The following is a 24,535-nucleotide window of genomic DNA, read 5'->3' as shown; positions in this document are numbered from 1 at the left end:
CAAGGTGCGGCCGACCGCAGCCCGGGTCCGGTCGGATCGTGAGACCGGCGCAGGGCACTCACCGTGAGAAGGGGGACGACCGATGATTCTAGTGACCGGTGCGACTGGAACCGTGGGGCGGGAGGTCGTGCGGCTGCTTTCCGCACGCCCGGGAGCTCTGCCGGGCGTTCGGGTCATGACGCGCGATCCCGCGCGTCTGGCGGGTGCCTGTCGTACGGCGGAGCCGGTGGCCGCGGACTACCGCGATCCGGCGTCGCTGGCGCGTGCGTCGGCGGGGGTGCACACGGCGTTCCTCGTCACGGCCGATGTCGGTGGTGACGACGACGCCGTGTTCCTCAGCGCGGCGCGCGCGGCAGGTGTGCGGCGGGTCGTGAAGCTCTCCGCGGCGGCCGTCCTCGACCCGGGCGCCGACGACGCCATCACCCGATGGCAACGCGGCGCCGAGGAGCTGCTGCGCGGGTCCGGCATGGAGTGGACGCTGCTCCGGCCACGCTCGTTCATGTCCAACGCCCTGTCCTGGGCGGCCTCCGTCCGCTCCGAGCGCGTCGTACGCACGTTGTACGGGACGTCGTCCAACGCCTGTGTGGACCCCCGGGACATTGCGGAGGTCGCCGTGCGGGCCCTGACCGAGGATGTGCACGTGGGACAGGCGTACACCTTGACCGGGCCGTCGGCGATCAGCGCGGTCGAGCAGACGGAGCAGCTCGGGCGGGCGCTGGGGGTCCCGCTCCGGCTGGAGGAGCTGACTCGGGATCAGGCCCGCGCTGTCTGGGGCCGACGCTATCCGGCCCTGGTCGTCGAGGCGCTTCTGGCGAGTGCGGACCGACAGCGGGCGGGGGCCAAGGCGCAGGTCGACGCAACGGTCGGCACGCTGACGGGGCGCCCTGCGAGGTCCTTCGAGGCGTGGGCCCGGGATCACCGGGAGGCGTTCGGTGCGGTCCCCGCCGGGGAGTCGGGCGCGGGGTCCGGTGATGCTGGCCCCGGTACGGGCTCGGGCGCGGACTCGCGTGATGCGCGCGAGGGCAGGAGCTCGGGTGCGGGTGCGGGTGGCGGCTCGAGCGCGGGTGCGGACTCGGGTGCGCCGGTGGGCTCTCGTGCGGATGCGGGATCGCCCCTGGGCGCCAGCGGCTGACATGGTGGCGGCCTCCTGGGCGGCGAGAAGGGCCGGCCAGGAGGCCGATGCGTGGCGGAGTGGCGGCGTGGCGGAGTGGCGGGGTGGTGGGGTGGTGGGAGATGGGCGTACGGAGCCGCCCTGGTGGTCACATGGTGCGCGGGGCTGCCGCGGTGACGGTGGCGCGGAAGACGAGTTCACCCTCTTGCTGCGCGGTCACCAGGACGGACTCCTCGCGGTCCGTGCCGCTCCCGGGAAGGCGGCGGGCCTCGATCATGCAGGAGGCGTCCAGTTCGGCGTAGCGCGCGAAGGTGCTGGTGACGCGGAGGGGGAGGGTGGGGGATCCGAGGATCGCGGCCGTGGCCTGGCGGGCTGCTTCGAGCAGCATCATGCCCGGCACGTGGTCGACGGGGTGTTCGAAGAGCACGGGGTGTCTGGTGTCCACTCTGAGCTGCCACCGGCCTTGCTCACCGGTGGGGGAGAGGACGACATCCATGGGAGAGACGCGGCCGACTGTCTGCGGCGCCGTCGGGGCGGTGAGCGGGGGTTGGGGCCGGCCCCTGCCCAGACGCTCGGCGCGCAGGCGCTGGTACACCCGGGGCGAGGTGCACGTGAACGAGGCGCCCCCGGTCGCGACGGTGTACCCGTCCCGGCGCACCACCGCCTCGTACCTCAATCCCGCCAGGTTGGCGCCCCGCCGCTTGATGTCGCTGCAGGCGACCTCGATGTCGAGCGTGGCGGGGGTGGACTCGACCCGGAGGTGCTCCGGATGTACCGCGAACCCGAGCTCCCACATGAGGAAGTTGTAGCCGAGGGGGACACCGAACTCGGCGTGGGCGAGGAGGCTGCCTGCCTGGCGGATCGTCTCGGCCGCTATGAGGGGGTCGTGGCATCCCTCGACGGTGGTGAAGAAGCTGTGCCCGCGCGGCCATTGGGCGGCGACGGTGAAGTGGCTGTCGTCCGTGCGTGCCCAGTCGGTGAGCATGACCTCCGCGACGCTGGCGCGGTGGACGAACTCCTTGGGGACGGTGGTCGTCAGGGTCGGGTGGCGGAGAACACCGTGCCATGTCGGCGGCGCTGTCGTGTCCTTCGTCGTCGCGGCCGTGTCGGCCGTGCCGACGGTCGCGTGATGGCTTCGGAACGTGCTCGTAGACATGGGGTCCCCCTGAGCCGCGTTGTGTTGAACGTGGTTGACGTTCCCTCGGCTAGTGAAACTACATACCATCCGGTTTAGTTTCTAGCGGAACAAGGCACTCCGCCCGCAAAGATGTGCGAGTTCCCCGCCCTGCCCCTCACCCACCTCCGACCTGCGGCTCTGCCCCCAACGCGGTGGTCACGAGCGCCGGAATCGGCCGTTGTCTCAGGGAAATCGAGGTCCGATCGCGCGGTGACCGGCGCACCATGCGCCGGAACTCCAGCGGTTCCGGAGTGATTCTCGAGCAGGCTGACCGATCATTTCCCAAAGCCCAGGGAAAAAGGGGGAATCGACTGGATGGAGATCCGGGAGGAAGTGCTCCGCGTGGAGCGTGGCCGGGCTGACGATGAGGAACTCGCGGCGGTCGCCGCGGTGTTGCTCGCCCTGTGCCGAGACCGCGAACCGGTGGAGAGCGAGGAGCCGGCGGAGGCCGGTTCCGACTGGTGGAGGCGGCGGGATGCCTACAGGGCACCCGCCAGCTGGCGTTGAGCAGGGGTTTGGTGACACGCCCCTCCTTACAAACCGCACGTGCGGTTTGCTAATGTGCTGTATGGACCCGGGGCGGACCCCTCGGCCTTGTCCCCTAGTCCCTTGTCCAAGAAGGGCTGACATGGCGATGACGACTGCCGCGGAACTCACCGAGCCGGGGCCGACCGACCTGCGCGGGCGCGTGGCGGAACTGCACGGGATACGCGCCCAGGCGCTGGCCGGCCCCGGCGAGAAGGCGACGCGGGCCCAGCATGCGAAGGGCAAGCTGACGGCGCGTGAGCGCATCGAACTCCTCGTCGATCCGGGGTCGTTCCGCGAGCTGGAGCAGCTGCGTCGGCACCGCGCCACCGGCTTCGGTCTGGAGGCGAAGAAGCCGTACACCGACGGTGTCATCACCGGCTGGGGCGCGGTCGAGGGCCGTACGGTCTTCGTCTACGCGCACGACTTCCGGATCTTCGGCGGCGCTCTGGGCGAGGCCCACGCCACGAAGATCCACAAGATCATGGACATGGCCATCGCGTCCGGTGCGCCGCTGGTCTCGCTGAACGACGGCGCCGGTGCCCGTATCCAGGAGGGCGTCTCCGCCCTCGCCGGTTACGGCGGCATCTTCCAGCGCAACACCCGGGCCTCGGGTGTCATCCCGCAGATCTCGGTCATGCTCGGCCCGTGCGCGGGCGGCGCGGCGTACAGCCCGGCCCTGACCGACTTCGTCTTCATGGTCCGTGAGACCTCGCAGATGTTCATCACCGGCCCGGACGTCGTCAAGGCGGTCACCGGTGAGGAGATCAGCCAGAACGGCCTGGGCGGCGCCGACGTGCACGCCGAGACCAGCGGCGTGGCGCACTTCGCGTACGACGACGAGGAGACCTGCATCGGCGAGGTCCGCTACCTCCTGTCGATGCTGCCGCAGAACAACCGCGAGAACCCGCCGGCTGTGGTGTGTGACGACCCCGCCGACCGCCGCTCCGAGGTTCTCCTCGACCTCGTACCCGCGAACGGCAACCAGCCGTACGACATGCACAAGGTGATCGAGGAGCTCGTCGACGACGGCGACTACCTGGAGATCCACGAGCGCTGGGCCCGCAACATCATCTGCGTCCTGGCGCGGCTCGGCGGGCGGGTCGTGGGCATCGTCGCCAACCAGCCGCAGTCGCTGGCGGGCGTTCTGGACATCGAGGCGAGCGAGAAGGCCGCCCGTTTCGTCGCGATGTGCGACGCCTTCAACATTCCGATCGTCACGCTCCTGGACGTGCCGGGCTTCCTGCCCGGCGTCGACCAGGAGCACGGCGGGATCATCCGGCACGGCGCGAAGCTGCTGTACGCGTACTGCAACGCGACCGTGCCCCGGATCAGCCTGATCCTGCGCAAGGCGTACGGCGGCGCGTACATCGTCATGGACTCCCAGTCCATCGGCGCCGACCTGACGTACGCCTGGCCCACGAACGAGATCGCGGTGATGGGCGCCGAAGGCGCCGCCAACGTCATCTTCCGAAGGCAGATCGCCGAGGCCGAGGACTCGGAGGCCATGCGGGCGCGCATGGTCAAGGAGTACAAGACCGAGCTGATGCACCCGTACTACGCGGCCGAACGCGGCCTCGTCGACGACGTCATCGACCCCGCGGAGACGCGCGCGGTGCTGATCAGCTCGCTGGCGATGCTCCGTACGAAGCACGCGGACCTGCCGTCCCGCAAACACGGCAACCCACCCCAGTAGGCGATCAGCGAGCGATGAGCGGTGGGCGTGGCGGCGGTCGTCGGTGACCGTCGCCACCTCGGCGCGGCCAGGAGGTACGTGATGGTGAAGCAGGAGCGAGCGGCCCGTACCCGGCAGGCGCTGATCCGTTCGGCTGCCGAGGTGTTCGCCGAGCAGGGGTTCGCTCGTGCTTCGATCTCCACGATCAGCCTGCGGGCGGGCGTCAGCAACGGGGCCCTGCATTTCCACTTCTCGAGCAAGCGCGCGCTGGCCGAGGCCGTCCAGCAGGAGGCCGTTGACGTCGTGAGGCGGATGACCGACGGCGTCGAGGCCGTCAGCGGCCCCCTCCAGGGAGTGGTCGACGCCACGCACGGGCTGGTGAAGCGGCTCGCCGACGATGTCGTCGTACGGGCCGGGTTCGCGCTGTGCGGCGAGCCGGAGGACGGGACGGGCGGGAACTATGCCGCCGGCTGCGTCGATCCGCGCCGGGAGTGGCAGGCCTGGATCGAGGGCATGTTGGGCCGGGCGGAGGCGGAGGCCCTGCTCGCCGACGGAGTGTCGACGCGAGGGGCCGCCGAGGCCATCGTGGCGGCGACGGTGGGTTTCGAGGTGCTCGGCGGGCGGGACAGGTCCTGGCTCGACGACGAGACGGTCACGCGGTTCTGGGATCTGATGCTGCCTCCGCTGAGCGCAGGCGACCTCTGAGCGACCTCTGAGCGACCCCTGAACGTTCCCCAGATTTAAAACGGCACGGACGGTTTGTGATTGACAAACCATCCGTGCTGTTTTTTACTCGGGGTGTGGCTGAGTCGTCCGGTCTGCCAGGGCTCGGACCGCCCACACTCATGCGCGCACAGGGGAGACGCCATGGACATCTCTGTACTGGGCGGACTGGCCGTTCGGGAGAACGGAGTCTCGATCACGCCGACGGCGCCCAAGCCGCGTCAGCTGCTCGCCCTGCTCGCGCTCCATGCCGACCAGGTCGTCTACGTCTCCTCCCTGACCGAGGAGCTCTGGGGCGCGACGCCGCCGCGCAGTGCGCGTGCCACCCTCCAGACGTACGTGTTGCAGCTGCGGGAAATGATCACCGGCGCCCTCGCGCACGACGGCCCCGACGCCCCGCCGCGCACCGCCAAGGACGTCCTCGTCACGGTGCCGGGCGGCTACCTCCTGAACACCTCGGGCGGTTCCAGCGACGTCCGCGAGTTCGAGCGCCTCGCCGGCCTGGGCCACCGGGCCATGGACGCCGGTGACCTGTCGGGCGCGGCCCGGCAGCTGCGCGAGGCCCTGTCGCTGTGGAACGGGGCCGCTCTCGCCGACGTACAGGCCGGGGCCCGGCTGTCGATGGAGACCCGCCGCCTGGAGGAGACCCGGCTCTGCGCGCTCGACCAGCGCATCGAGGCCGATCTGCGGCTGGGCCGCCACCGGGAGCTGCTCGGTGAACTGTCCGTCCTCGTCAGCCTGCACCACACCCACGAGACGCTGCACGGTCAGTTCATGCTCGCGCTGCACCGGTCCGGCCGGCGCACCGAGGCCCTGGAGGTCTACCAGCACCTGCGCCGCGCGCTGGTCAGCGAGCTCGGCCTCGAGCCGTCCGTGGGGCTGCGGCGCCTTCAGCGCTCCATCCTCATGACCACCCCCGAACTCGCCCAGGACGCCCCCGCGTTCGCCACCCACGGCGGGGGCGGCGTGGCCCGCGTCGGCTGACGACCGCCCGCCCGGAGAACGAGAAGGAGGGGGAAGCGCGCCGATGCAGGCACGGTCCGAGCAGACCCGACACAGGCTCATGCGTGCCGGGGCCGAGATGTTCCACCAGAACGGCTACGCCAAGGCGACCCTCGAACAGATCGCCGCGGCCGCGGGCATGACCAAGGGGGCGCTGTACTTCCACTTCGCCTCCAAGGACCGCCTCGCCGCAGCGGTCAACGAACGCGGCCGCGCCATGCTGCGGGAGTTCGTCGAGGAACAGCTGCGCGGCGGAGCCTCACCCGTCCAGGCGCTCGTCGACCTGACCCACTGGCTGGCGCGGACCCTGTACGAGGACCCGGTGCTCCGGGCCGGCTTCCGCATAGCCGCCGAGTGGGGCGGCGACCAGCCGTCGTCGTCCACCGACGTCGGCGCGGCGTGGATCCACGAGATACGCCGACTGCTCGCCCGCGCCCGCGAGGACGGGGAACTCCGTACCGACCGCGCGACCGACCCGGAGGGGCCGGAGACTCTGCTCGCCGCGACCGTCTGCGGCATCGAGGCGCTGTCCGGGACCGGCATGACGTGCGCCGAACTCCGCCGGCGCGTGGGCGCGTTGTGGGAGCCGTTGCTGTCGGCCCTCGTGCCGCCGGGGGACGAGACCCGCTACCGGACCGGTCCGCCCCGGGTCGATCCGCCCCGCATCGATCCGCCTCCCGTCGGGCCGCCCAGCCCTTCTCCGCACGTCTCGGCGTCACTCGAGCCCAGCTCGACCACCGCCGCCTGACCACGTCCCGCCCCGGGACGGAGACCTTGGAGTACGCCCATGCTCAGTGACCGCCGGCCACCCGCCGCCGTCATGCCTCCTGCCCGAGCGGTGTTCGGTGCGGCCGCCTCGACCGCCGCGCCGCCCGACGGCCTGTCGGCGGCACCGGCGGTCGACGTCGTGCCGGTCCTCGCGGACGTGCTCCTGCTGAAGCCCGAGAAGATCGACCCCCGGCGGTCCTTCCGCTCCCTGGGCCTCGACTCCCTGCGGGCCGCGGAGTTCGTGGCGGGCGTCAACGCCCGGTACGGGACGCGTATCAAGACCAGCGCGCTGCCCGATCACCCCCAGCCGCTGTCCTTCGCCCGGTACGTCGCGCGCGAGCTGCGGGCGGGCCGCACCGCCGCACCGCGGATGGCCCCCACCTCCGCTGCCGCGGGCGTCGCCGCGGTGCGGCCCGCCGGGCGCCCCGGCCGCGAGGTGCTCGACGTGCTCACCGAGGAGCTCGCGCGCATCCTGTGCTGCGACCCCTGGGACATCGACTCCCGCGCCGGCTTCAACGTCCTCGGCGTCGACTCCGTCATCGGCGCGGAGTTCGTGGCGGCCGTCAACCGCGTCTTCGGCACCCAGCAGCGCAGCGGCGTCCTGTACGACCACCCCAGCCCGGCCGCCCTCGCCGCCCACATCGCCCGGATCACCGCCCCGAGGACCGCGCCCCTGGACGTCGAGGCGGTCCTCGACGCCGTACGTGACGACCTGCTCACCGTCGACGAGGCGCTCGCCCTGCTGTCGCGTCACGGCTGAGGGCCGCCGCGCACCATGGACATACGAGAGATCCTCACCCGGTACAAGGAAGGCTCCCTGGACCGGGGGAGTGCTTCGCAGCTGCTCGGGGCGCTCGCGGTCGGCGAGTTCGAGACGGTCCCGGCAGCGGAGGCTCCCGAGGTCCCCGCAGCGCCCGAGGTGCCAGAGGTGCCAGAGGTGCCCGTCGGGGCCGCCGAAGAGCGTGTCTCCGGGGACTTCGCCGACAGCGACACCGACGTCGTCGCCATAGTCGGTCTGGCCGGGCGCTATCCGCAGGCCGCCGACGTCGACGCCTTCTGGCAGAACCTGAGCGAGGGCCGCGACACGGCGACGGAGGGGCCGGTGGACCGCCCCGGAGCGCCGCTCCTCGGCAGCGGGGAGCGCGGGCACTTCCTCGACGCCGTCGACGAGTTCGACCCCGAGTTCTTCGGGCTCACCGAGGTCGAGGCCCGCCTGATGGACCCCCAGGAGCGGCTCTTCATGGAGACCGCGTGGGAGGCGCTGGAGGACGCCGGCTGTACGGGTCCCCGGCTCGACGCCCTCACCGGTCCCGACGGACAGCCGCGGGCTGTCGGTGTGTTCGTGGGCGCCACCTCCGCCGACTACGCCCTGCTCGCCGCCGAGTCCTGGGCACGCGGCGGACGCCGGACGCCCTACAGCGGGCACTGGGGCATCGCCGGCCACCTCTCCGCCCAGCTACGCCTGAGCGGACCCGCCCAGGCCGTCGACACGAGCTGGTCGTCCGGGATCGTCGCCGTGCACCACGCCGTGCAGGCACTGCGGCGCGGCGAGTGTGCGGCTGCCGTGGCAGGAGCGGTGGAGCTGCTCCTGCATCCGTCGCGCGCGCGGGCGGGCGCGGGCGAAGGCGTGGGTGCGGTGGTTCTCAAGCCGCTGCGGCGGGCGCTGGCCGACGGCGACCAGGTGTACGCCGTCATTCGTGCCACGTCGGCGGGTGGATCCGTACGGACGGCCACCCACGCCGGTTTCGGGCTGCGCGAGACGCGTGGTTCCACCGTGCGCCGGGTGGGCGACGCCGGAGCCGCCACCGGGATCGCCGCCCTGACGTCCGCCGTCCTCCAGCTGTGGCACGGCCGGCTCGCTCCCGTACCGGACGGACATGAGGCACAGCCGGACGGGCTCGAGGCACGGCCGCACGGCCGCCAGGCACAGCCGTGGCAGGGGCCTCGGCACGCGGTCGTCGCCTTCACCGAGGACGACGACGAGGGGGAGGGTGAGGGTTTCGGGGGTCTTCGGGCGCGTCTCGTCGTCGAGGAGTTCGTCCCGTGCGAGTCGCGCGCGGCCGTCGAGGCGCTGCTCGCGCCCGCCTCCCGGGATGCCGCGGAGAACGCCGAGGAGCGGGACGAGCATGTCCTGCTGTCCGGGCCCACGCCCCGGCACCTCGCCGCGTCCGCGCAGCGGCTGGCCGACTGGCTGGACGCCGCCGGACCGGCCGCCGTGAACCTGCCCGAGCTGGCCCGCGCCCTGCGCGCCGTACGCTCCGCCCACCCCTGCCGCGTCGCCCTGCGCGTCCGTGACCTCCCCCAACTCGTGGCTTCGCTGCGCCGGTTCGTGGCAGACGACGACTCCACGGACCGGCGGGACGGCCGCGGCGATCCGCTCGGCCTGAGTGCGCTGCCCGAGACCGCGGACTATGCGGCCGCGCTGTGGCGGAGCGGCCACGTCGAGCAGGTGACCGGCCTCTGGCTGTCCGGGGTGGAGATCGACTGGGTGGCCCTGGAGGGCGGATCGTCCGGCGGTCGTCTTCACGCCGCGATACCTCTGCCCGCTTCGGTGTTCCTGCGCCGTCCGCTGTGGCTGGAGCTCGACGGGGCGACACCGGTACGCCAGGAGCGCCACGGATGAACACTGCCGTGGAAACGGCGCCCAGGACGGTCAAGTTGTGGTTCTGCCCGAACGACGAGCTGGCTCCGGGGATCACCGCGACCCTCGCCGCGCACTGGCTGGACGAGCACGAGCAGGAGACCGCCGGGCAGTTCCTGTTCGAGCGCGACCGTCGTCAGTACCTCGTCTCGCACGTGCTCGTGCGGCGGGTCCTGGCCCTCGAATGCGGGATCCCCGAGAGCGAGTCGGTCATCTGGCGCTCCTCGCGCGGGCGGCCGTTCCTGCAGAAACCGGCGGGCGGGATCCCGCGCGGCGGCCCCGAGCTGGACTTCAACCTGTCCCACGCCGGTGGGTACAACCTCCTCGGTCTCGTGCGCCACAGCAGGATCGGTGTGGACGTCGAGCGGCTCGACCGCGGCGGTCAGGGGTTGGGCACCATCGTCGAGACGTTCGCGCCCGAGGAACGGCGGTGGGTCGCGCGGGTGGAGCCCGGCCGGGCCAGGGACGTACGGATCCTGCGGCTGTGGACGCTGAAGGAGGCGTACTCCAAGGCTCGCGGCCTGGGACTCGGCCTGTCCTTCGACACGTTCTCCTTCGACCTGGCCGAGGACTGCGGGGTTCTGGGCTTCGGGCCGCCCGACGACGACGTGGCGTGGCGGTGGCGGTTCGTGGAGCTGAAACCGGTGCCGGGCGTGCTGGCCGCCGTCGCCATCATGGCGGACGGCGGCGAGGAACCGACGCTGGAGCTGCACCACGGCTTCCCCTGGGCCCGGTCCGCCCCGCGGGTGCTCGCCGTCCCCGGGCCCGCGCGGACGGTCCGCTGAGCGGGGCTGTCCGCTGAGCGGACGGTGCCTGAGCGGGCGGTGCGCTGAGCGGGCGGTGGGCGTGGCGCGGTGCGCTGGCCGGTCGAGAGCCGCAAGGGGCGTGCTTCAGAGTCGCTGGAGGAAAACGGCATGTCGCGCTCCGGCCACTACCGTGCCGGGAGGGCGCCTGTCATCCTCCGATACCTGCGCCGTCGTGACCGGAGGACCGCGTACGCAAACGAGTGCGGGGGTGGCCTCCTGTGCGGGGGCCGATGGCGCGGCGCCCGTCGCACCGAGACAGGGAGGGGGAGGGGCCGCCACAGGCCGATGTGTCGATGACCGACGACCGTGACGCCGACTTCCGTGGCGCCGACTTCCGTGACCACTTCCCTGACGCCGACTTCCGTGGCGACTTCCGTGGTGACTTCCGTGGCGTCGTCGACGGGCGCGATGCCGAGGCCCTTCGTCCGGGCGGCCCGGCCTTCGGAGGGATGCGGGGCGAGGTGGCGACGTCCGTGGTCGTCGACCCCGGCCGGCCGCCCTACGACGCCACGCCGATGCTTGAGTTGCGGGGGCCGATGACCGCGGGGCGAGTGGCGGCGGTGCTCGAGCGTGCTGCCGCGGGGCGGCCCGGGGCGCGGGCCGGGGCGGGGCGTTGGGACCACCGGCTGGAGCGGCTGGGGCCCGGACATCATCTGCTGCACGTGGCGGGCACGGCCGACGGGAGCGCGTTCCCGGCGGGGCTCGTCGCGGATCTGCTCACCTCCCGTGACACGTCCGGCGTTCCGCTCGGCCCGGCCCAGCTCGCCCTGCTGCGGCGCCGGGAGTCCGGGCCCGAGAGGCACCCCGTCGTGCTGATCGACGTACCCGAACCGCTCGACCCGGCGCGAGTCGACGACGCCCTGCGCGCGCTCGTCGGATCGCACCCCCTGCTCGGCGCCCGGATCGGAACGCAGGCCCGGGGCAGGATCCACACAGTCCCGCCCGTTTACGAGGCCGTGTGCACCGTCGCCGACGTCAGCGTGGCGCGCGAGGCGGCCGCCGTCGCCGAAGCGAGCCGCCGGCTCGACCCCGCGACCGGCCGCACCCTGGGTGCCGTACTCCTGCGCAAGCGGCGTCGGATCGCGCTCGTCGCCCATGAACTCGTCGCCGACGCGGCTTCGACGGGGATTCTGCGTGCCCGTCTCAGGGCTCTGCTGCTGGAGAGTGAGGAGGTCCCCGGCGAGGAGGGCGCGCGGTACACCGAGTGGGTCGCCTCGTTGCCCGCCGTGGCCGCCGACCCGACCACGACCGACCGTTGGCGTACCGTCGCCGAGGGCCGTGCCGCCGGTTCCGCGTTCCGTCCCCGCGCCCCCCTTCCGGACGCCGCCCCCATGCGGCACCCCGGCTTCGTCCTGCGCAAGGCGGCCACCGCGCGTCTGACCGACGTCCTGCCGGGCCGGTTCGGCCTCACTCCGGTCCAACTGCTCACCGGAGCCGTGGGGCTGGCCCTGGCCCGGTGGCGCGGTACCGGATACGCGTCCTTCGACGTCCACACCGACGGCCGTCAGGACAGCCCCGCCCTCGCCCGGACCGTCGGACCGCTCGCGGAGACCGAGCCCGTCCTCCTCATGGATGCCGCTCCCGGCGGGGACGCAGGGGACTTCGTCGACCGGGCCGCCCGGCGCCTCGCCGTCGTCGGCCGCGCCTCGTTCGCCGCGTGCCGCGAACACGCGCCCGACCCCGCGCTCCGGCTCGTGCTGCGCGAACTCGTCCCCGTACTGGCGAGGTTCACCCCCGCGTCCGTGTCGCCGGGGCCTCGGCCTGTCGCTCCGTACGCGCTCGACCTCACCGCCCGCGTAGCGTCCGGCGGGCGGCTGCGGGTCGGGCTCGACTGGCTCCCCGCTCCTCGCGAGGGCGTCACCGAAAGGTCCGTCGACCGCTTCCTCGACGTACTGCGGGAGGTTCTGGAGGAGCTGGCGCAGAGCGCCGGCGGGTCGCTCGCCGCGACGCGCGGCACCGCCCCTTCGCATACGGTCGCGGCGACCCCGCTGCAGCGCGAGCTCCTCGCCGACGCCGACGCCCATCCCGGTACCGGTCGTCAGATCGAGCAGCTCAGCTGGACGTGGCACGGGCCGCTGGACACCGTGCGGTTCGCCGCGGCCTGGCAGTCGGTCTTCGACCACGAGGCGGTACTGCGGTCGTCCTTCGACGCCGCGGCCGATGCCCGCGTGGTCATCCACGACCGGGTCGTGCCCGAGGTGGTACGGCTGTCCCTCGGGGAGTCGTCCTGGGCCGACGTTCTCACCGGCGACCGTCGGCGCGGCCTCGACCCGCGCTCCCCGGGCCCGTTGCGGGTCACCCTGGTCGACGGCCCGCCGCCCGTCGAACCGGACGACGGGCCGGTGGCGCCCACCCGTGTCCTGCTCACCTACCACCACGCGCTGCTCGACACCTGGAGCGTGCGGCTGCTCCTGGAGGCCTTCTACCGGGCCTACGTGGCCGGCGGAGCCCTGCCCGGCGGCGACCGGCGACCCGACCTGCGCGACCACGCGCACTGGATCGCCGGCCAGGACCTCACCGCGGCGCGGGAGTTCTGGCTGAGCGCGGCGCCGGTGCCCGGCGCCGCGTCCGTGGTGACCGCCGACCCGTCGGCTCCGCCTTCTGTCGCCGAGGGACCCGGCTCGGGCCGGACCCGGATGCGGCTCACCGCCGCCGAAGCGGCCCGCCTGCGGACGTGGGCGGCCCGCTGGGGCGCCACGGAGAGCGGGGCGCTCCAGGTCGTGTGGGCGCTGCTCCTGTACCGGGCGGCGGGTGTGGCGGGGCCGGTGCCGGTACGTTTCAGCGTCGCCGTCACGGGCCGGGGGATCGCGCTCGACGGGGTGGAGCGCCTGCCGGGCGCCCTGTGCAACCCGGTGCCCGTATCGGTCGAGGTCGACCCGTGCGCCACCGTGCCAGAACTGCTGGCCCGCCTGCGCGACCGGGCGATCGACCTGGCGGCGTACGAGTGGGTGTCGGCGGGCCAGGTCCGCGGCTGGACGGATTCGGGGACGGGTTCCGGTGCCGGTACGGGGCAGGCGCCCTCCTCCGCGCGTACCTCCGACAGCCTGCTCGTCTTCGAGTGCCGGCGCCCTTCCCACGAGGGTCTCGAGCCCGCGCTCGCCGCGCTCGGCGTCCGCGTGGAGCCCCCCGAGACGGCGGGCGCCGCGACCGCGTTCCCGGTCACGCTCGTCGCGCACGACGACGAGGGCGGCGGCCTGGTTCTGACCGTCGATCACGACCGCTCCCGGCTCACGGACGCCTCCGGCGTACTGGCGCACTGCGCCCGTCTGCTGCGGGCGTTCCCCGACCGGGCCGACGACGTCACGACCGTCGCCCGTCTCCTCGACGCCCTTCCCTGCGCGACGGACCCGGAAGCGGCGTTCGTCACCCTGCGGCCCGGTACGGGCGGGGTCGTCTGCCTGGCGCCCTCACCGGACACGCCCCACGCCTGGTACGCCCGGCTCGCCCGGCTCTATCCCGGGCCCGAGGCCCTGATCCTGCTGCACCCGACGCCCGAAGGCGCCCGGGCCTGGTACGAGGCGCTGCGCCCGGTGGTGGCCGAGGGGCGGCTGCATGCGCTGGGCGGCTTCTCGGGCGGGGGAGCGGGGGCTTACGAGCTGGCTCGCCTGGCCGCCGCGGCCGGCGCCCGCCCGCCGACGGTCGTGCTCGCGGTGGGGGGCGGGAGCGACGAATCCGTACGCGAGTTGGCCCTGCTTCTGGGCCGGGCGGCGGCCCGGCACGCGGACGGGCCCTGAGGCACCTGTCCGTGGGCGGTATTCGATTGCGTGAGAATGTCCCCCCACGTCGACATGGCGTGGGTCCTGGAGGTCGCCGAACGCGCCGGTCACGGCGACCCGGCCCCCGATGACCTGGGGGTCCCCCTGGCGGCGGTCGCCCGGCACCGCGCGGAACTCCTCGAACAGCCGGTGTACGGCGGTCCGTACGCCCGGGCCGCCGCTCTCGTGCACACGCTCGGCCGCTGCCGTTGGCTGGAGCGGTCCAACCTGACCGTGGCCTGCGCCGTCGCGGTGATGTACCTCCACGCGAGCGGGATCCCGGCCGAGCCCAGCCGGGAGCAGCTCACCACCCTGGCCGAGGAGCTGTACGACCCCCGCTGCACCGCCCCCGGCATCGCGGAACTGCTGCGCACCTGGCGTGCGTAGGGCTCGCGCGGCGCCGCGCCCGCTACCGCGTGGCGTCCGCCAGGTGTCGTGTCAGCGGTTCCCACCAGGAACGGTTGTCCCGGTACCAGGCGACCGTGCGGTCCAGTCCGTCCGCGAACCGGTGGAGCGGGGACCATCCCAGCTCGGCGCGGATCTTGCCCGAGTCCACCGAGTACCGCAGGTCGTGTCCCTTGCGGTCGGGGACCGCCAGCACCCTGCTCCAGTCCGCCCCGCACGCGCTGAGCAGACGTTCCGTCAGCTGCCGGTTGGACAGCTCCTGCCCGCCGCCGATGTTGTAGACCTCGCCGGCCCGCCCGTCCCGCAGGATCGCGAACAGCGCGCGGCAGTGGTCCTCGACGTGCAGCCAGTCCCGGACGTTGAGCCCGTCGCCGTAGAGCGGGACAGTGCCGCCGTCCAGCAGGGACGTGGTGAACAGCGGGATGACCTTCTCGGGGAACTGGTAGGGACCGTAGTTGTTCGAGCACCGGCTGACCCGTACGTCGAGCCCATGGGTGCGGTGGTACGCGAGCGCGAGCAGATCGGAGGACGCCTTCGACGCGGCGTACGGGGAGGTGGGACGCAGCGGCTCCTCCTCCGTCCACGACCCCTCCGCCACCGAGCCGTACACCTCGTCGGTGGACACGTGCAGGAAGGCCGGCGTGCGCTCCTGGAGCGCCGCGTCCAGCAGCGTCTGCGTGCCCAGCACATTGGTGCTGACGAACTCGCCGGCGCCCGCGATGGAGCGGTCCACGTGGGACTCTGCGGCGAAGTGCACCACGGCGTCGTGACCGGGCACGAGCCTGCCCACGAGCGCCGCGTCCCGGATGTCGCCATGGACGAACTCGAGACGCCCGTCCCCGGCCACCGGCGCGAGGTTCTCACGGTTGCCGGCGTAGGTGAGGGCGTCGAGCACGGTGACGGACGAGACCGGGACGGGCGCCTCCGGACCGAGCGCCATCCGCACGAAGCACGAACCGATGAAACCGGCACCACCGGTGACGAGGATTCTCATGGCGTGATCTGTACCTTGCTGTGGTCGCCGAGGACGAGACGGTGGCTGCGCGGGAGGGTCTCCGCGCGTGTCACCTGGGCCTCCCGGCCGATCACCGAGTACTCGATACGGCCGACACCCCTGATCGACGAACTCTCCAGCACGATCGAGAACTCGATCTCACTGGCGTCGATCACGCAGTTCCCCGCCACGGACGTCGAGGGTCCGATGTACGAGGCGGTCACCTCCGTGCCCGCGCCGATCACGGCAGGACCGACGATCCGCGACCGCGACACCACGGCGCCCGGCTCGATCCGGACCCTGCCGATGATCTCGCTCTCCGCGTCCACGTCCCCGTCCATGCAGGGCTCCAGCAGATCCAGCACCGCCCGGTTGGCCTCCAGCAGCTCGGTGATGCCGCCGGTGTCCTTCCAGTAGTTGCTGATCATGCTGGAGCGCACGGTGCGGCCCTCGTCGAGGAGCCACTGGATGGCGTCGCTGATCTCCAGTTCACCGCGCGCCGACGGATCGATGGACCGTACGGCCTCATGCACCGCGGGGGTGAAGAGGTAGATACCGACGACGGCGAGGTCGCTCGCCGGGTCCCGGGGCTTCTCCACCAGCCGGAGCACCTGCCCGTCGGGGGCGACGTCCGCCACGCCGTAGACGGTGGGGTCCTCCACGCGCGCCAGCATGATGCCGACGTCGGGCCTCTCGGCCTCGAAGTCGCGGACCAGGTCGTGGATGCCGCCGATGATGAAGTTGTCGCCCAGGTACATGACGAAGTCGTCCTCGGCGAGGTAGTCGCGGGCCACCAGAACCGCGTGCGCCAGACCGAGCGGCTCGTCCTGCGGAATGTAGGTGATCTTGGCGCCGAAGGCGCTGCCGTCGCCGAGCGCGGTTCTGATCTCCTCGGCGGTGTCGCCCACGATCACACCGATGTCGGTGATGGAGGCGTCCACGAGCGTCTCGATGCAGTAGTGGAGCACGGGTTTGTTGGCCACCGGGACGAGTTGTTTGGCGCCAGTGTGGGTGAGCGGGCGCAGCCTGGTTCCGTAGCCGCCCGCGAGTACGAGTGCCTTCATGACGTATCGTCCTTGCGCTGCCTCGACCCCCACGGAGCAAAACGGGCGGAAAAAAACCGGGCCGTGACGGGGGACTGACACGACCCGGCGCCTGGACGGGCTCATGTGGCGCCGGCGCGGAACGCTGGGTGCAGGCGCGGAACGCTGAGCCTCACCGGAAGCTACGCAGGGACGACCACCGGCGGAAACCCCTACCCTTCGCGTCTCGCCGGGTCTCAGGGCTCTCCCGCAGCGCATCCCGCGGACGTAGGGGTTGAGGCTAGGGGTGCGTCTCGCCGTAGCGTGACGGTCGGGGCGGACGGGCCGCCCCACGCGCGGTGGGGTGACGGATGTCTGAACTCGAGGCGGAGCGCAGAGCGCGTTACCAGGCGACCGTGGTGCAGGAGTACCTGCGCAAGACGGCGGCGGAGGGCGATCCGTACGCCGCCATCCTGCTGGTACCCGACAGTCCCTACCCGCTCTACGAGCAGCTCCGCGAGCGCGGGGCGCTCCACCGCAGCGCAGTGGGCGCCTGGACGACCGCCAGTCACCGTGTCGCCAACCAGATCCTGCGGGACCGGCGCTTCGGCGTCCGTACGGCGGACGGGGCCAAGCCCCCCGAGTTCATGCCGTTCGACAACTCCATGCTCGGACTCGACCCGCCGGACCACACCCGTCTGCGCCGGCTCGCCACCCCCTCGCTCAACCCGCGCAGGCTCGCCCACTGGCAGCCGCACGTCGAGCGGTTCACCGGCGAACTGATCGACGAGATGCTGGCGGGTCGCGACCAGGTCAACTTCATGAGGGCCTTCGCCCAGCAGCTTCCGCTGCGCGTGATCGGCGATCTGGTCGGCATCCCGCCCCGCCACCGGCAGCTGTTCTTCCGGCTCAGCCGGCGCATGGCCTATCTGCTCGACGGCGTGGCCACCGTCCAGGCCGCACGGGGCGCGGCGGCGGCCATCGAGGAGATGACGGTGATGTTCCACGACATCATCGACGAGCGGAAGGCCGACCCCCGCGAGGACCTGATCAGCGATCTGCTTCCGGCGGTCGAGGACGGACGGCTGACCATGGACGAGATGGTCCCGCTGTGCATGTTCCTTCCGCTGGCCGGTACCGAGACCACCGTCAACCTCATCGGCAACGGCCTGCTCGCCCTCCTGGAGAATCCCGAGCAGTGGGACATGCTGGTCGCCGATCCGTCACTGGCACCCGCTGTCGTACGCGAGACCCTGCGCCACGACCCGCCGGTGCAGCAGTACCGCAGGATCGCGCACACCGACCTCGAGCTGGAGGGCGAGCTGATCGCCGCCGGCGAGGAGGTGGCGATCTGCGCGGGCGGGACCAACCGCGATCCCGAGGTCTATCCCGACGCCGGACGGTTCGACATCACCCGGGACCCCGGGCCGGAGAACCTGGCCTTCTCGGCGGGGATCCACTTCTGCCTCGGCGCCGCGCTCGCCCGGATGGAGGCGGAGACAGCGCTGGCCGCGCTCGCCGCCCGGGTGCCCGGGATCCGCCGTGCAGGACCGGTGCGCCGACGCGGGTCCTTCATCATTCGCGGGATGCTCCAGTTCCCTGTCGCTCTGCGCTGAGCACCACGGTCCGCGGTGGCGGCGCCGTGCGCCACGTCGGGGCGCGGCGGCAGCCCGTGCGCCAAGGCGAGCCGCGGTGGCGGCCCCGTGCGGGGCGTGAGCGGGCGAGATAAGGGGCGGTCCCACCGGGTAGGGGTTGCCCGCCTTCGCGGGCCGTCCATAGCGTCGCGGACGCGGATGTCCTGAATACGGGACCCGCGGCATGGCGGCTCCGGGTGGACCGTGGCCGAGCGGCAGCCTGGGAGGTACCGGGAAAATGGCAGAAGACGAGACGCTCCGGGACTACCTCAAGCTGGTCACGCTCGACCTGCGCAGGACCAAGCAGAAACTGCGCGACCGTGAGGCCTCCGACCACGAGCCCATCGCGATCATCGGCATGAGCTGCCGCTACCCGGGCGACATCAACACGCCCGATGACCTGTGGCAGTTGGTGGCCGACGGACGCGACGCGATCTCCGGGTTCCCCACGGACCGTGGATGGGACCTCGCCAGGCTCTTCGACGGCGACCCGGACCGCGAGGGCCACAGCTATGCGCGTGAGGGCGGATTCGTCCACGACGCGACCGCGTTCGACGCCGACTTCTTCGGCGTCTCCCCGCGCGAGGCACTGGCCATGGACCCGCAGCAGCGCCTGCTGCTGCGAGCGGCCTGGGAGGCGTTCGAGGACGCCGGCATCGACCCCCAGTCGGTCCGCGGCACCCGCGCCGGGGTCTTCGCGGGCAGCAACGACCAGAGCTATCTGCGCCTGCTTGCGGGCGAACCGGGTACCGCCGGACACCAGTTGACCGGCGGCGCGACCGCCGTGATCTCCGGCCGGGTCGCCTACACCATGGGCCTGGAAGGGCCCGCGGTGACCGTGGACACCGCGTGCTCGTCGTCTCTCGTCGCCCTGCACCTGGCCTGCCAGTCGCTGCGCAGCGGTGAGAGTACCCTCGCGCTGGCCGGTGGCGTCACCGTCATGGCCACACCCGGCGTCTTCACCGAGTTCAGCCGGCAGCGCGGCCTCGCGGCCGACGGCCGCTGCAAGTCCTTCGCCTCCGCGGCCGACGGCACCGGCTGGTCCGAGGGCGTCGGTGTCCTCCTGCTGGAGCGGCTCTCCGACGCCGAGCGGAACGGCCACGAGGTCCTGGCTCTGGTGCGCGGCTCGGCCGTCAACCAGGACGGCGCCTCCAACGGGCTCACCGCCCCCAACGGCCCCTCCCAGCAGCGCGTCATCCTCCAGGCGCTCGTCGGTGCCCGCCTCTCCCCGTCCGACGTGGACGTGGTCGAGGCGCACGGTACGGGCACGAGGCTCGGCGACCCGATCGAGGCGCAGGCACTCCTCGCCGCCTACGGCCAGGACCGGCCCGAGGGACGCCCGATGCTGCTCGGCTCGGTCAAGTCCAACATCGGCCACGCACAGGCCGCGGCGGGCGTCGCCGGCGTCATCAAGATGGTGCAGGCGCTCCGACACGAGCAGCTGCCCCGCACCCTGCACGTGGACGAGCCGTCCTCGCAGGTGGACTGGTCGGCGGGCGAGGTGGAGCTGCTGACCGAAGCGCGAGCCTGGCCCCGCGGTGAGCGGCCGCGCCGGGCAGGAGTCTCCTCCTTCGGTGTCAGCGGAACCAACGTCCACACCATCATCGAGGAGGCCCCCCAGACCCCTGCCGACGAGGAGTCGACCGCAGCGGCCGCTGCCGGGCCCGTGGCATGGCCGCTGGCCGGCCGCTCCGCCGACGCGCTGCGCCGACAGGCGACCCGGCTCCTGCCGGTGGCCGCCCAGGCGGACCCGGCGGATCTGGCGTACTCGCTGGCGACGGGGCGGGCGGCGTTGGAGCACCGGGCGGTCGTCGTCGGTGGCGACCGCGAGGAGCTGTTGGCCGGGTTGCGTGCGCTGGCCGCGGGCGAGTCCTCTGCACAGGTCGTGTCCGGTGTGGTGCGCGGTGGGAAGACGGCGTTCCTGTTCTCGGGTCAGGGTGCGCAGCGGGTCGGGATGGGGCGTGAGCTGTACGACGCCTTCCCGGTGTTCGCGGACGCGTTCGACGCGGTGTGTGCGCGGGTGGACCTCGAACGGCCGCTGCGGGACGTGGTGTTCGGCGAGGATGCGGAGCTTCTGGCGCGTACGGCTTACACGCAGCCGGCTCTGTTCGCGGTCGAGGTGGCGTTGTTCCGTCTGGTGGAGTCCTGGGGTGTGACCCCGGACGCCCTGGTGGGTCATTCGATCGGCGAGGTGGCTGCCGCGCATGTGGCCGGGGTGCTGTCCCTGGATGATGCGTGCCGTCTGGTGTCGGCGCGTGGTCGTTTGATGGATGCGCTGCCGTCGGGTGGTGCGATGCTCGCCGTCGAGGCGGCCGAGGGTGAGCTTGAGCTGCCCGACGGTGTGGACCTCGCGGCGGTCAACGGGCCGACTTCGGTGACGGTGTCCGGTGACGCCGATGCGATCGGTGCGCTGGAGGAGCGGCTCCGGGCGGAGAACGTACGGGTCAAGCGCTTGGCCGTCTCCCATGCGTTCCATTCGCGTCTGATGGAGCCGATGCTCGACGAGTTCGCGACCGTCGCGAAGTCGTTGACGTACAAGGCTCCGACGATCCCTGTCGTCACCACCGCGCCTGGGGACTTGGCGACTCCGGACTACTGGGTCGGTCAGATCCGTGAGCCCGTCCGGTTCGCCGACGCGGTCGCCTCGCTCACCGACACCCGGACCTTCCTCGAACTCGGCCCGGACGCCACCCTTTCCGCGCTCGTCCCGCACGTCGTCGAGGACGCCACCGCCGTCCCCGCCCTGCGCTCGGGCCATGACGAGGCTGCCGTCCTCCTGCGCGCTCTCGCGGGTCTCCACGCGCGCGGCGCGGACCTAGACCGGGCCGCCGTGTTCGCGCGCGGTCGCGGCCGGCGTATCGCGCTGCCCACCTATGCCTTCGCCGCCGACCGCTACTGGCCGTCCGGGGTCTCCTGGGCGGGCGATGTCACGTCCGCCGGTCTCGGCGTCACCCATCACCCGCTGCTGGGCGCGGGCATCGCGCTCGCGGAGGACGACGGGTACCTCTTCACCGCCCGGCTCTCCCCGGTCGCCCAGCCCTGGCTCGCGGAGCACCGGGTCCACGGCCGGATCGTGCTGCCCGGCACGGCGTTCGTGGACCTGGCGGTGCGGGCCGGTGAGCAGGCGGGCACCGAGCAGCTGGACGAGCTGGTCCTTGAAGCGCCGCTGACCGTGCCCGAGGACGGCGGCGTGCAGGTGCAGCTGGCGGTGGGCGCGGCCGATGACGAAGGCAGGCGCAGCGTCACCGTCCACTCGCGGCGCGAGGACGGCGCCGCCGGCGACGGCTGGCCCGACCGCCCCTGGACGCGGCACGCCGTCGGCGTCCTCGCGCCCCGGCCCCGGGTCGTCGCCGAGGACCCCGAACTCGTCGGTGTGTGGCCGCCCCAGGACACCGCTCCCGCCGACCCGGACGCGCTCTACGAGCGGCTCGGAGCCGCCGGTCTCGAGTACGGCGAGCTGTTCCGCGGAGTGACCGCCGCCTGGACGCGTGGCGAGGACGTCTTCGCCGAACTCGCCCTGCCCGAAAGCGCCGCCACCGGCTTCGGGCTGCATCCGGCCCTCCTCGACGCAGCGCTCCAGTCGGCCGCCGTACGCGGTGACGACGGCGAGGCGGGCCTCCCCTTCTCCTGGACCGGGGTGACGCTCTGGGCGTCCGGGGCGACCGCCCTGCGGGCCAGGATCTCGCCCGCGGACGGCGGGGACGGAGTACGCATCCTGGCGGTCGACCCCGCCGGCAGCCCGGTCGTCACCGTGGACCGCGTGGTCACCCGGCCGGCGCCCGCCTTCGGCGACGAGCCGCTGCGGGCCGACGACCTCTACCAGCTGGACTGGATGCCGGTCCCGGCGGCAGGGGCCGAGCCCGGACTCGCCCAGTTCGGGGGCGGGGAGCCGCTCGTCACCTGGGCGGGCACACTCGACGACCTCGCCGCGGGCGGCCGGATGCCCACCCATCTGGTGCTGTCCGCCTGCCCGGACACGTCTGCCCGCACCGACGCGCAGGCCGTACTCGCCCGGACCTCCGAGGTGCTCGGGCAGCTGCGGTCCTGGCTCGCCGACGAGCGGTACGCGGGCACCACCCTGGTCGTGGCCACCCGTGGCGCCGTGCAGGCGGACCCCGCCGACACCCTGCCCGACGTGGCGGGAGCCGCCGTGTGGGGCCTCGTGCGCTCGGCGCAGTCGGAGCACCCCGACCGGATCGTGCTGGTCGACCTCGACACGCCCGACGGGGACGACGAGCGGGCGCTCGCCCGCGCCGTCGCCTCCGGCGACCCGCAGACCGCCGTACGCGGCACCACCGTGCTCGCGGCACGGCTGATGAAGGCCCGGCCCGGCCTCGTACCGCCCGCCGAGGGGGCGTGGCGGGTGGGGGTGTCGGTGCGGGGTGCGGTGGAGAACGTGGCTTTGGTGGCGGCGCCGGATGTGGTGGGGCCGTTGGGTGTGGGTGAGGTGCGGGTTGCGGTGCGTGCGGCGGGGGTGAATTTCCGTGATGTGCTGAATGTGTTGGGGATGTATCCGGGTGAGGTGGCGGTGGGTGGTGAGGCCGCTGGTGTGGTGGTGGAGGTGGGGCCGGGGGTTTCCCGGTGTGTGGTGGGGGACCGGGTGTTGGGGTTCTTCGGTGGGGCGATGGGTCCGTTGGCGGTGACCGATGAGCGGTTGGTTGCGCGGGTGCCGGCGGGTTGGTCGTTCGTGGAGGCGGCGGCGGTGCCGATCGCTTTTGCGACGGCGTATTACGCGTTGGTGGATCTGGCGGGGTTGTCTGCTGGTGAGCGGGTGTTGGTGCATGCGGTTGCTGGTGGTGTGGGGATGGCGGCGGTGCAGGTGGCTCGTCATCTGGGGGCGGAGGTCTTCGGGACGGCTTCGCCTGGTAAGTGGTCGGTGACGGGTCTGGGGGCGGAGTGTCTGGCGTCGTCGCGGGATGTGTCGTTCGAGGGGGTGTTCAGGGAGCGGACCGGTGGGCGTGGGGTGGATGTGGTCCTCAACGCTTTGGCTGGTGAGTTTGTGGATGCGTCGGCCCGGTTGTTGGTTCCGGGTGGGCGGTTTGTGGAGATGGGCAAGGCGGATGTGCGTGATCCGGGGTCCATGGGTGGGTGTGTGTATCGGGCGTTCGATCTGGGGGAGGCGGGGCCGGAGCGGATCGGGGAGATCCTGGTCGAGGTGTTGAGGTTGTTCGCCGAGGGTGTGTTCGTGTTGCCTCCGGTGCGGGTGTTCGATGTGCGGCGGGCTGCGGATGCGTTCCGGTTCGTGAGTCAGGCGCGTCATGTGGGCAAGGTTGTGTTGTCGGTGCCGCGGGAGTGGGATGCGGCGGGCACGGTCCTGGTCACGGGCGGCACGGGGGCACTGGGCGCACTCACCGCCCGCCACCTGGTCCTCGAACACGGCGCGCGTCACCTGCTGCTGACCGGCAGACGCGGCGCCGAAGCCGACGGCGTGGAAGCGCTGACCGCCGAACTGCGCGCCCTGGGCGCCGACGTCACGGTCGCGGCCTGCGACGTCTCCGACCCCGAAGCGCTCGCGGCCCTGCTCGCCGGCATCCCGGAGCAGCATCCGCTCACCGCCGTCGTGCACGCGGCCGGCGTCCTGGACGACGGCCTGGTCGACTCGCTCACCGAGGACCGCCTCGCGGCCGTCCTCGCGCCCAAGACCGCGGCGGCCGTTCTGCACGAGGCGACCGCCGGTGCCGACCTGGCCGCGTTCGTCACGTACTCCTCGATATCCGGCACCCTCGGCAGCCCCGGGCAGGCCAACTACGCGGCGGCCAACGCCTACCTGGACGCGCTCGCCCACCACCGGCACGCCCGTGGACTGCCCGCGCTCTCCCTCGCCTGGGGCCCCTGGACCGGCGTCGGCGGCATGGCCGACACCCTCACCGAGTCCGAAGCCGCCCGCATCAGCCGCTCCGCGTTCCCGCCGCTGAGCCCCGAGCGCGGCCTCGGCCTGCTGGCGACCGCCCTCGCACTGCCCGGCCCGGCGCTGCTTCCCGCCGTGCTGGACATCGCCCGGCTCACCGCTTCCCCGGCGGCGCTGCCGCCGCTGCTGCACGGCCTGGCCCGACCCGCCCGGCGGGTCGCCGACCGTTCCGTCGCCTCGGGCGGGCTCGCCGAGCGACTGCGCCGCCTGTCCCAGGAAGACCGGGCCCGTACCGCGCTCGAACTCGTCCGCGGCCAGGTCGCGGCGGTCCTCGGCTTCGCCTCACCGGACGCGGTGGACCCGTCGCGGCCGTTCAAGGACCTCGGCTTCGACTCGCTGACGTCGGTGGAACTGCGCAACCGGATCGGCCAGGCGGCCGACCGCAGGCT

General features: G+C 72.7%; 14 protein-coding genes and 2 pseudogenes. 13 read left to right on the top strand and 3 right to left on the bottom strand.

Annotated elements, in window-relative coordinates; all coding sequences use genetic code 11:
- Positions 1–82 precede the first annotated feature (82 nt).
- Positions 83–937, top strand: a pseudogene (locus ACFY8U_RS00095) (NAD(P)H-binding protein); the annotation flags it as partial.
- 322 nt (positions 938–1,259) lie between these two features.
- Here ACFY8U_RS00095 and ACFY8U_RS00090 read toward each other — a convergent pair.
- The gene (locus tag ACFY8U_RS00090; protein ID WP_389563533.1) at positions 1,260–2,267 is read right to left on the bottom strand and encodes a ScbA/BarX family gamma-butyrolactone biosynthesis protein; all 1,008 of its coding nucleotides are present in this window, start codon (positions 2,265–2,267) and stop codon (positions 1,260–1,262) included.
- A 336-nt stretch (positions 2,268–2,603) separates the two neighbouring features.
- On the opposite strand from ACFY8U_RS00090, the gene ACFY8U_RS00085 reads away from it, so the two are divergent.
- From ACFY8U_RS00085 to ACFY8U_RS00040, 10 genes are all read left to right on the top strand, one after another.
- Positions 2,604–2,795, top strand: a complete 192-nt coding sequence (locus ACFY8U_RS00085; RefSeq protein ID WP_361764725.1) for an acyl-CoA carboxylase epsilon subunit — start codon at positions 2,604–2,606, stop codon at positions 2,793–2,795.
- Positions 2,796–2,916: 121 nt separating this feature from the next.
- Entirely contained in the window at positions 2,917–4,509 is a 1,593-nt protein-coding gene (locus ACFY8U_RS00080; RefSeq protein WP_389563530.1) for an acyl-CoA carboxylase subunit beta, read from the top strand.
- A gap of 27 nt (positions 4,510–4,536) precedes the next feature.
- A complete protein-coding gene (locus tag ACFY8U_RS00075) occupies positions 4,537–5,193 on the top strand; it encodes a ScbR family autoregulator-binding transcription factor (RefSeq protein ID WP_389563527.1) in 657 nt (218 codons plus the stop codon).
- Positions 5,194–5,355: 162 nt separating this feature from the next.
- Positions 5,356–6,195: a BTAD domain-containing putative transcriptional regulator gene (locus tag ACFY8U_RS00070; RefSeq protein ID WP_389563524.1), complete on the top strand. Its 840-nt coding sequence runs from the start codon at positions 5,356–5,358 to the stop codon at positions 6,193–6,195.
- A 43-nt stretch (positions 6,196–6,238) separates the two neighbouring features.
- Positions 6,239–6,961, top strand: coding sequence for a ScbR family autoregulator-binding transcription factor (locus ACFY8U_RS00065; RefSeq protein ID WP_389563521.1), 723 nt, complete (start codon positions 6,239–6,241; stop codon positions 6,959–6,961).
- 39 nt (positions 6,962–7,000) lie between these two features.
- Positions 7,001–7,741, top strand: a complete 741-nt coding sequence (locus ACFY8U_RS00060) for an acyl carrier protein (RefSeq protein ID WP_389563518.1) — start codon at positions 7,001–7,003, stop codon at positions 7,739–7,741.
- Between the two features lie 15 nt (positions 7,742–7,756).
- Complete coding sequence (locus tag ACFY8U_RS00055; RefSeq protein WP_389563515.1) at positions 7,757–9,604, top strand: polyketide synthase; 1,848 nt, start codon at positions 7,757–7,759, stop codon at positions 9,602–9,604.
- Complete coding sequence (locus tag ACFY8U_RS00050) at positions 9,601–10,407, top strand: 4'-phosphopantetheinyl transferase superfamily protein (protein WP_361609054.1); 807 nt, start codon at positions 9,601–9,603, stop codon at positions 10,405–10,407. Before ACFY8U_RS00055 ends, ACFY8U_RS00050 begins: the two co-directional genes overlap by 4 nt.
- Before the next feature lie 314 nt (positions 10,408–10,721).
- Positions 10,722–14,162 (top strand): condensation domain-containing protein, encoded by a 3,441-nt coding sequence (locus ACFY8U_RS00045; protein ID WP_389563511.1) that lies wholly within the window; start codon positions 10,722–10,724, stop codon positions 14,160–14,162.
- 36 nt (positions 14,163–14,198) lie between these two features.
- On the top strand, positions 14,199–14,570 hold the full coding sequence (locus tag ACFY8U_RS00040) for a fic family toxin-antitoxin system, toxin component (protein WP_389563508.1): 372 nt from the start codon (positions 14,199–14,201) through the stop codon (positions 14,568–14,570).
- A gap of 22 nt (positions 14,571–14,592) precedes the next feature.
- On the opposite strand, the gene rfbB is transcribed toward ACFY8U_RS00040, so the two are convergent.
- The gene (gene rfbB / locus ACFY8U_RS00035; protein WP_389563505.1) at positions 14,593–15,582 is read right to left on the bottom strand and encodes a dTDP-glucose 4,6-dehydratase; all 990 of its coding nucleotides are present in this window, start codon (positions 15,580–15,582) and stop codon (positions 14,593–14,595) included.
- Positions 15,579–16,646 carry a glucose-1-phosphate thymidylyltransferase gene (locus tag ACFY8U_RS00030; RefSeq protein ID WP_389563502.1) on the bottom strand — a complete coding sequence of 356 codons (1,068 nt, stop codon included), beginning with the start codon at positions 16,644–16,646 and terminating at the stop codon, positions 15,579–15,581. Before ACFY8U_RS00030 ends, rfbB begins: the two co-directional genes overlap by 4 nt.
- A gap of 329 nt (positions 16,647–16,975) precedes the next feature.
- Between ACFY8U_RS00030 and ACFY8U_RS00025 the strand changes: the two genes are divergently transcribed.
- Positions 16,976–18,220 carry a cytochrome P450 gene (locus ACFY8U_RS00025; RefSeq protein ID WP_389563499.1) on the top strand — a complete coding sequence of 415 codons (1,245 nt, stop codon included), beginning with the start codon at positions 16,976–16,978 and terminating at the stop codon, positions 18,218–18,220.
- Between the two features lie 202 nt (positions 18,221–18,422).
- A pseudogene (locus ACFY8U_RS00020) lies at positions 18,423–24,530 on the top strand (SDR family NAD(P)-dependent oxidoreductase); the annotation flags it as partial.
- Positions 24,531–24,535 lie beyond the last annotated feature (5 nt).

It is taken from the genome of Streptomyces sp. NPDC012508 (genome assembly GCF_042902595.1).
In the GTDB taxonomy this organism is placed as follows: Bacteria; Actinomycetota; Actinomycetes; order Streptomycetales; family Streptomycetaceae; genus Streptomyces.
The sequence above is the reverse complement of the archived record's forward strand: the minus strand, read 5'-3'. Positions and strand labels throughout refer to the sequence as shown.

Bases quoted from the DNA above. Each gene is read 5' to 3' on its own strand.
- ACFY8U_RS00090 (WP_389563533.1), bottom strand. From the start codon at position 2,267: ATGTCTACGAGCACGTTCCGAAGCCATCACGCGACCGTCGGCACGGCC.
- ACFY8U_RS00085 (WP_361764725.1), top strand. From the start codon at position 2,604: ATGGAGATCCGGGAGGAAGTGCTCCGCGTGGAGCGTGGCCGGGCTGAC.
- ACFY8U_RS00080 (WP_389563530.1), top strand. From the start codon at position 2,917: ATGGCGATGACGACTGCCGCGGAACTCACCGAGCCGGGGCCGACCGAC.
- ACFY8U_RS00070 (WP_389563524.1), top strand. From the start codon at position 5,356: ATGGACATCTCTGTACTGGGCGGACTGGCCGTTCGGGAGAACGGAGTC.
- ACFY8U_RS00065 (WP_389563521.1), top strand. From the start codon at position 6,239: ATGCAGGCACGGTCCGAGCAGACCCGACACAGGCTCATGCGTGCCGGG.
- ACFY8U_RS00060 (WP_389563518.1), top strand. From the start codon at position 7,001: ATGCTCAGTGACCGCCGGCCACCCGCCGCCGTCATGCCTCCTGCCCGA.
- ACFY8U_RS00055 (WP_389563515.1), top strand. From the start codon at position 7,757: ATGGACATACGAGAGATCCTCACCCGGTACAAGGAAGGCTCCCTGGAC.
- ACFY8U_RS00050 (WP_361609054.1), top strand. From the start codon at position 9,601: ATGAACACTGCCGTGGAAACGGCGCCCAGGACGGTCAAGTTGTGGTTC.
- ACFY8U_RS00045 (WP_389563511.1), top strand. From the start codon at position 10,722: ATGACCGACGACCGTGACGCCGACTTCCGTGGCGCCGACTTCCGTGAC.
- ACFY8U_RS00040 (WP_389563508.1), top strand. From the start codon at position 14,199: ATGTCCCCCCACGTCGACATGGCGTGGGTCCTGGAGGTCGCCGAACGC.
- rfbB (WP_389563505.1), bottom strand. From the start codon at position 15,582: ATGAGAATCCTCGTCACCGGTGGTGCCGGTTTCATCGGTTCGTGCTTC.
- ACFY8U_RS00030 (WP_389563502.1), bottom strand. From the start codon at position 16,646: ATGAAGGCACTCGTACTCGCGGGCGGCTACGGAACCAGGCTGCGCCCG.
- ACFY8U_RS00025 (WP_389563499.1), top strand. From the start codon at position 16,976: ATGTCTGAACTCGAGGCGGAGCGCAGAGCGCGTTACCAGGCGACCGTG.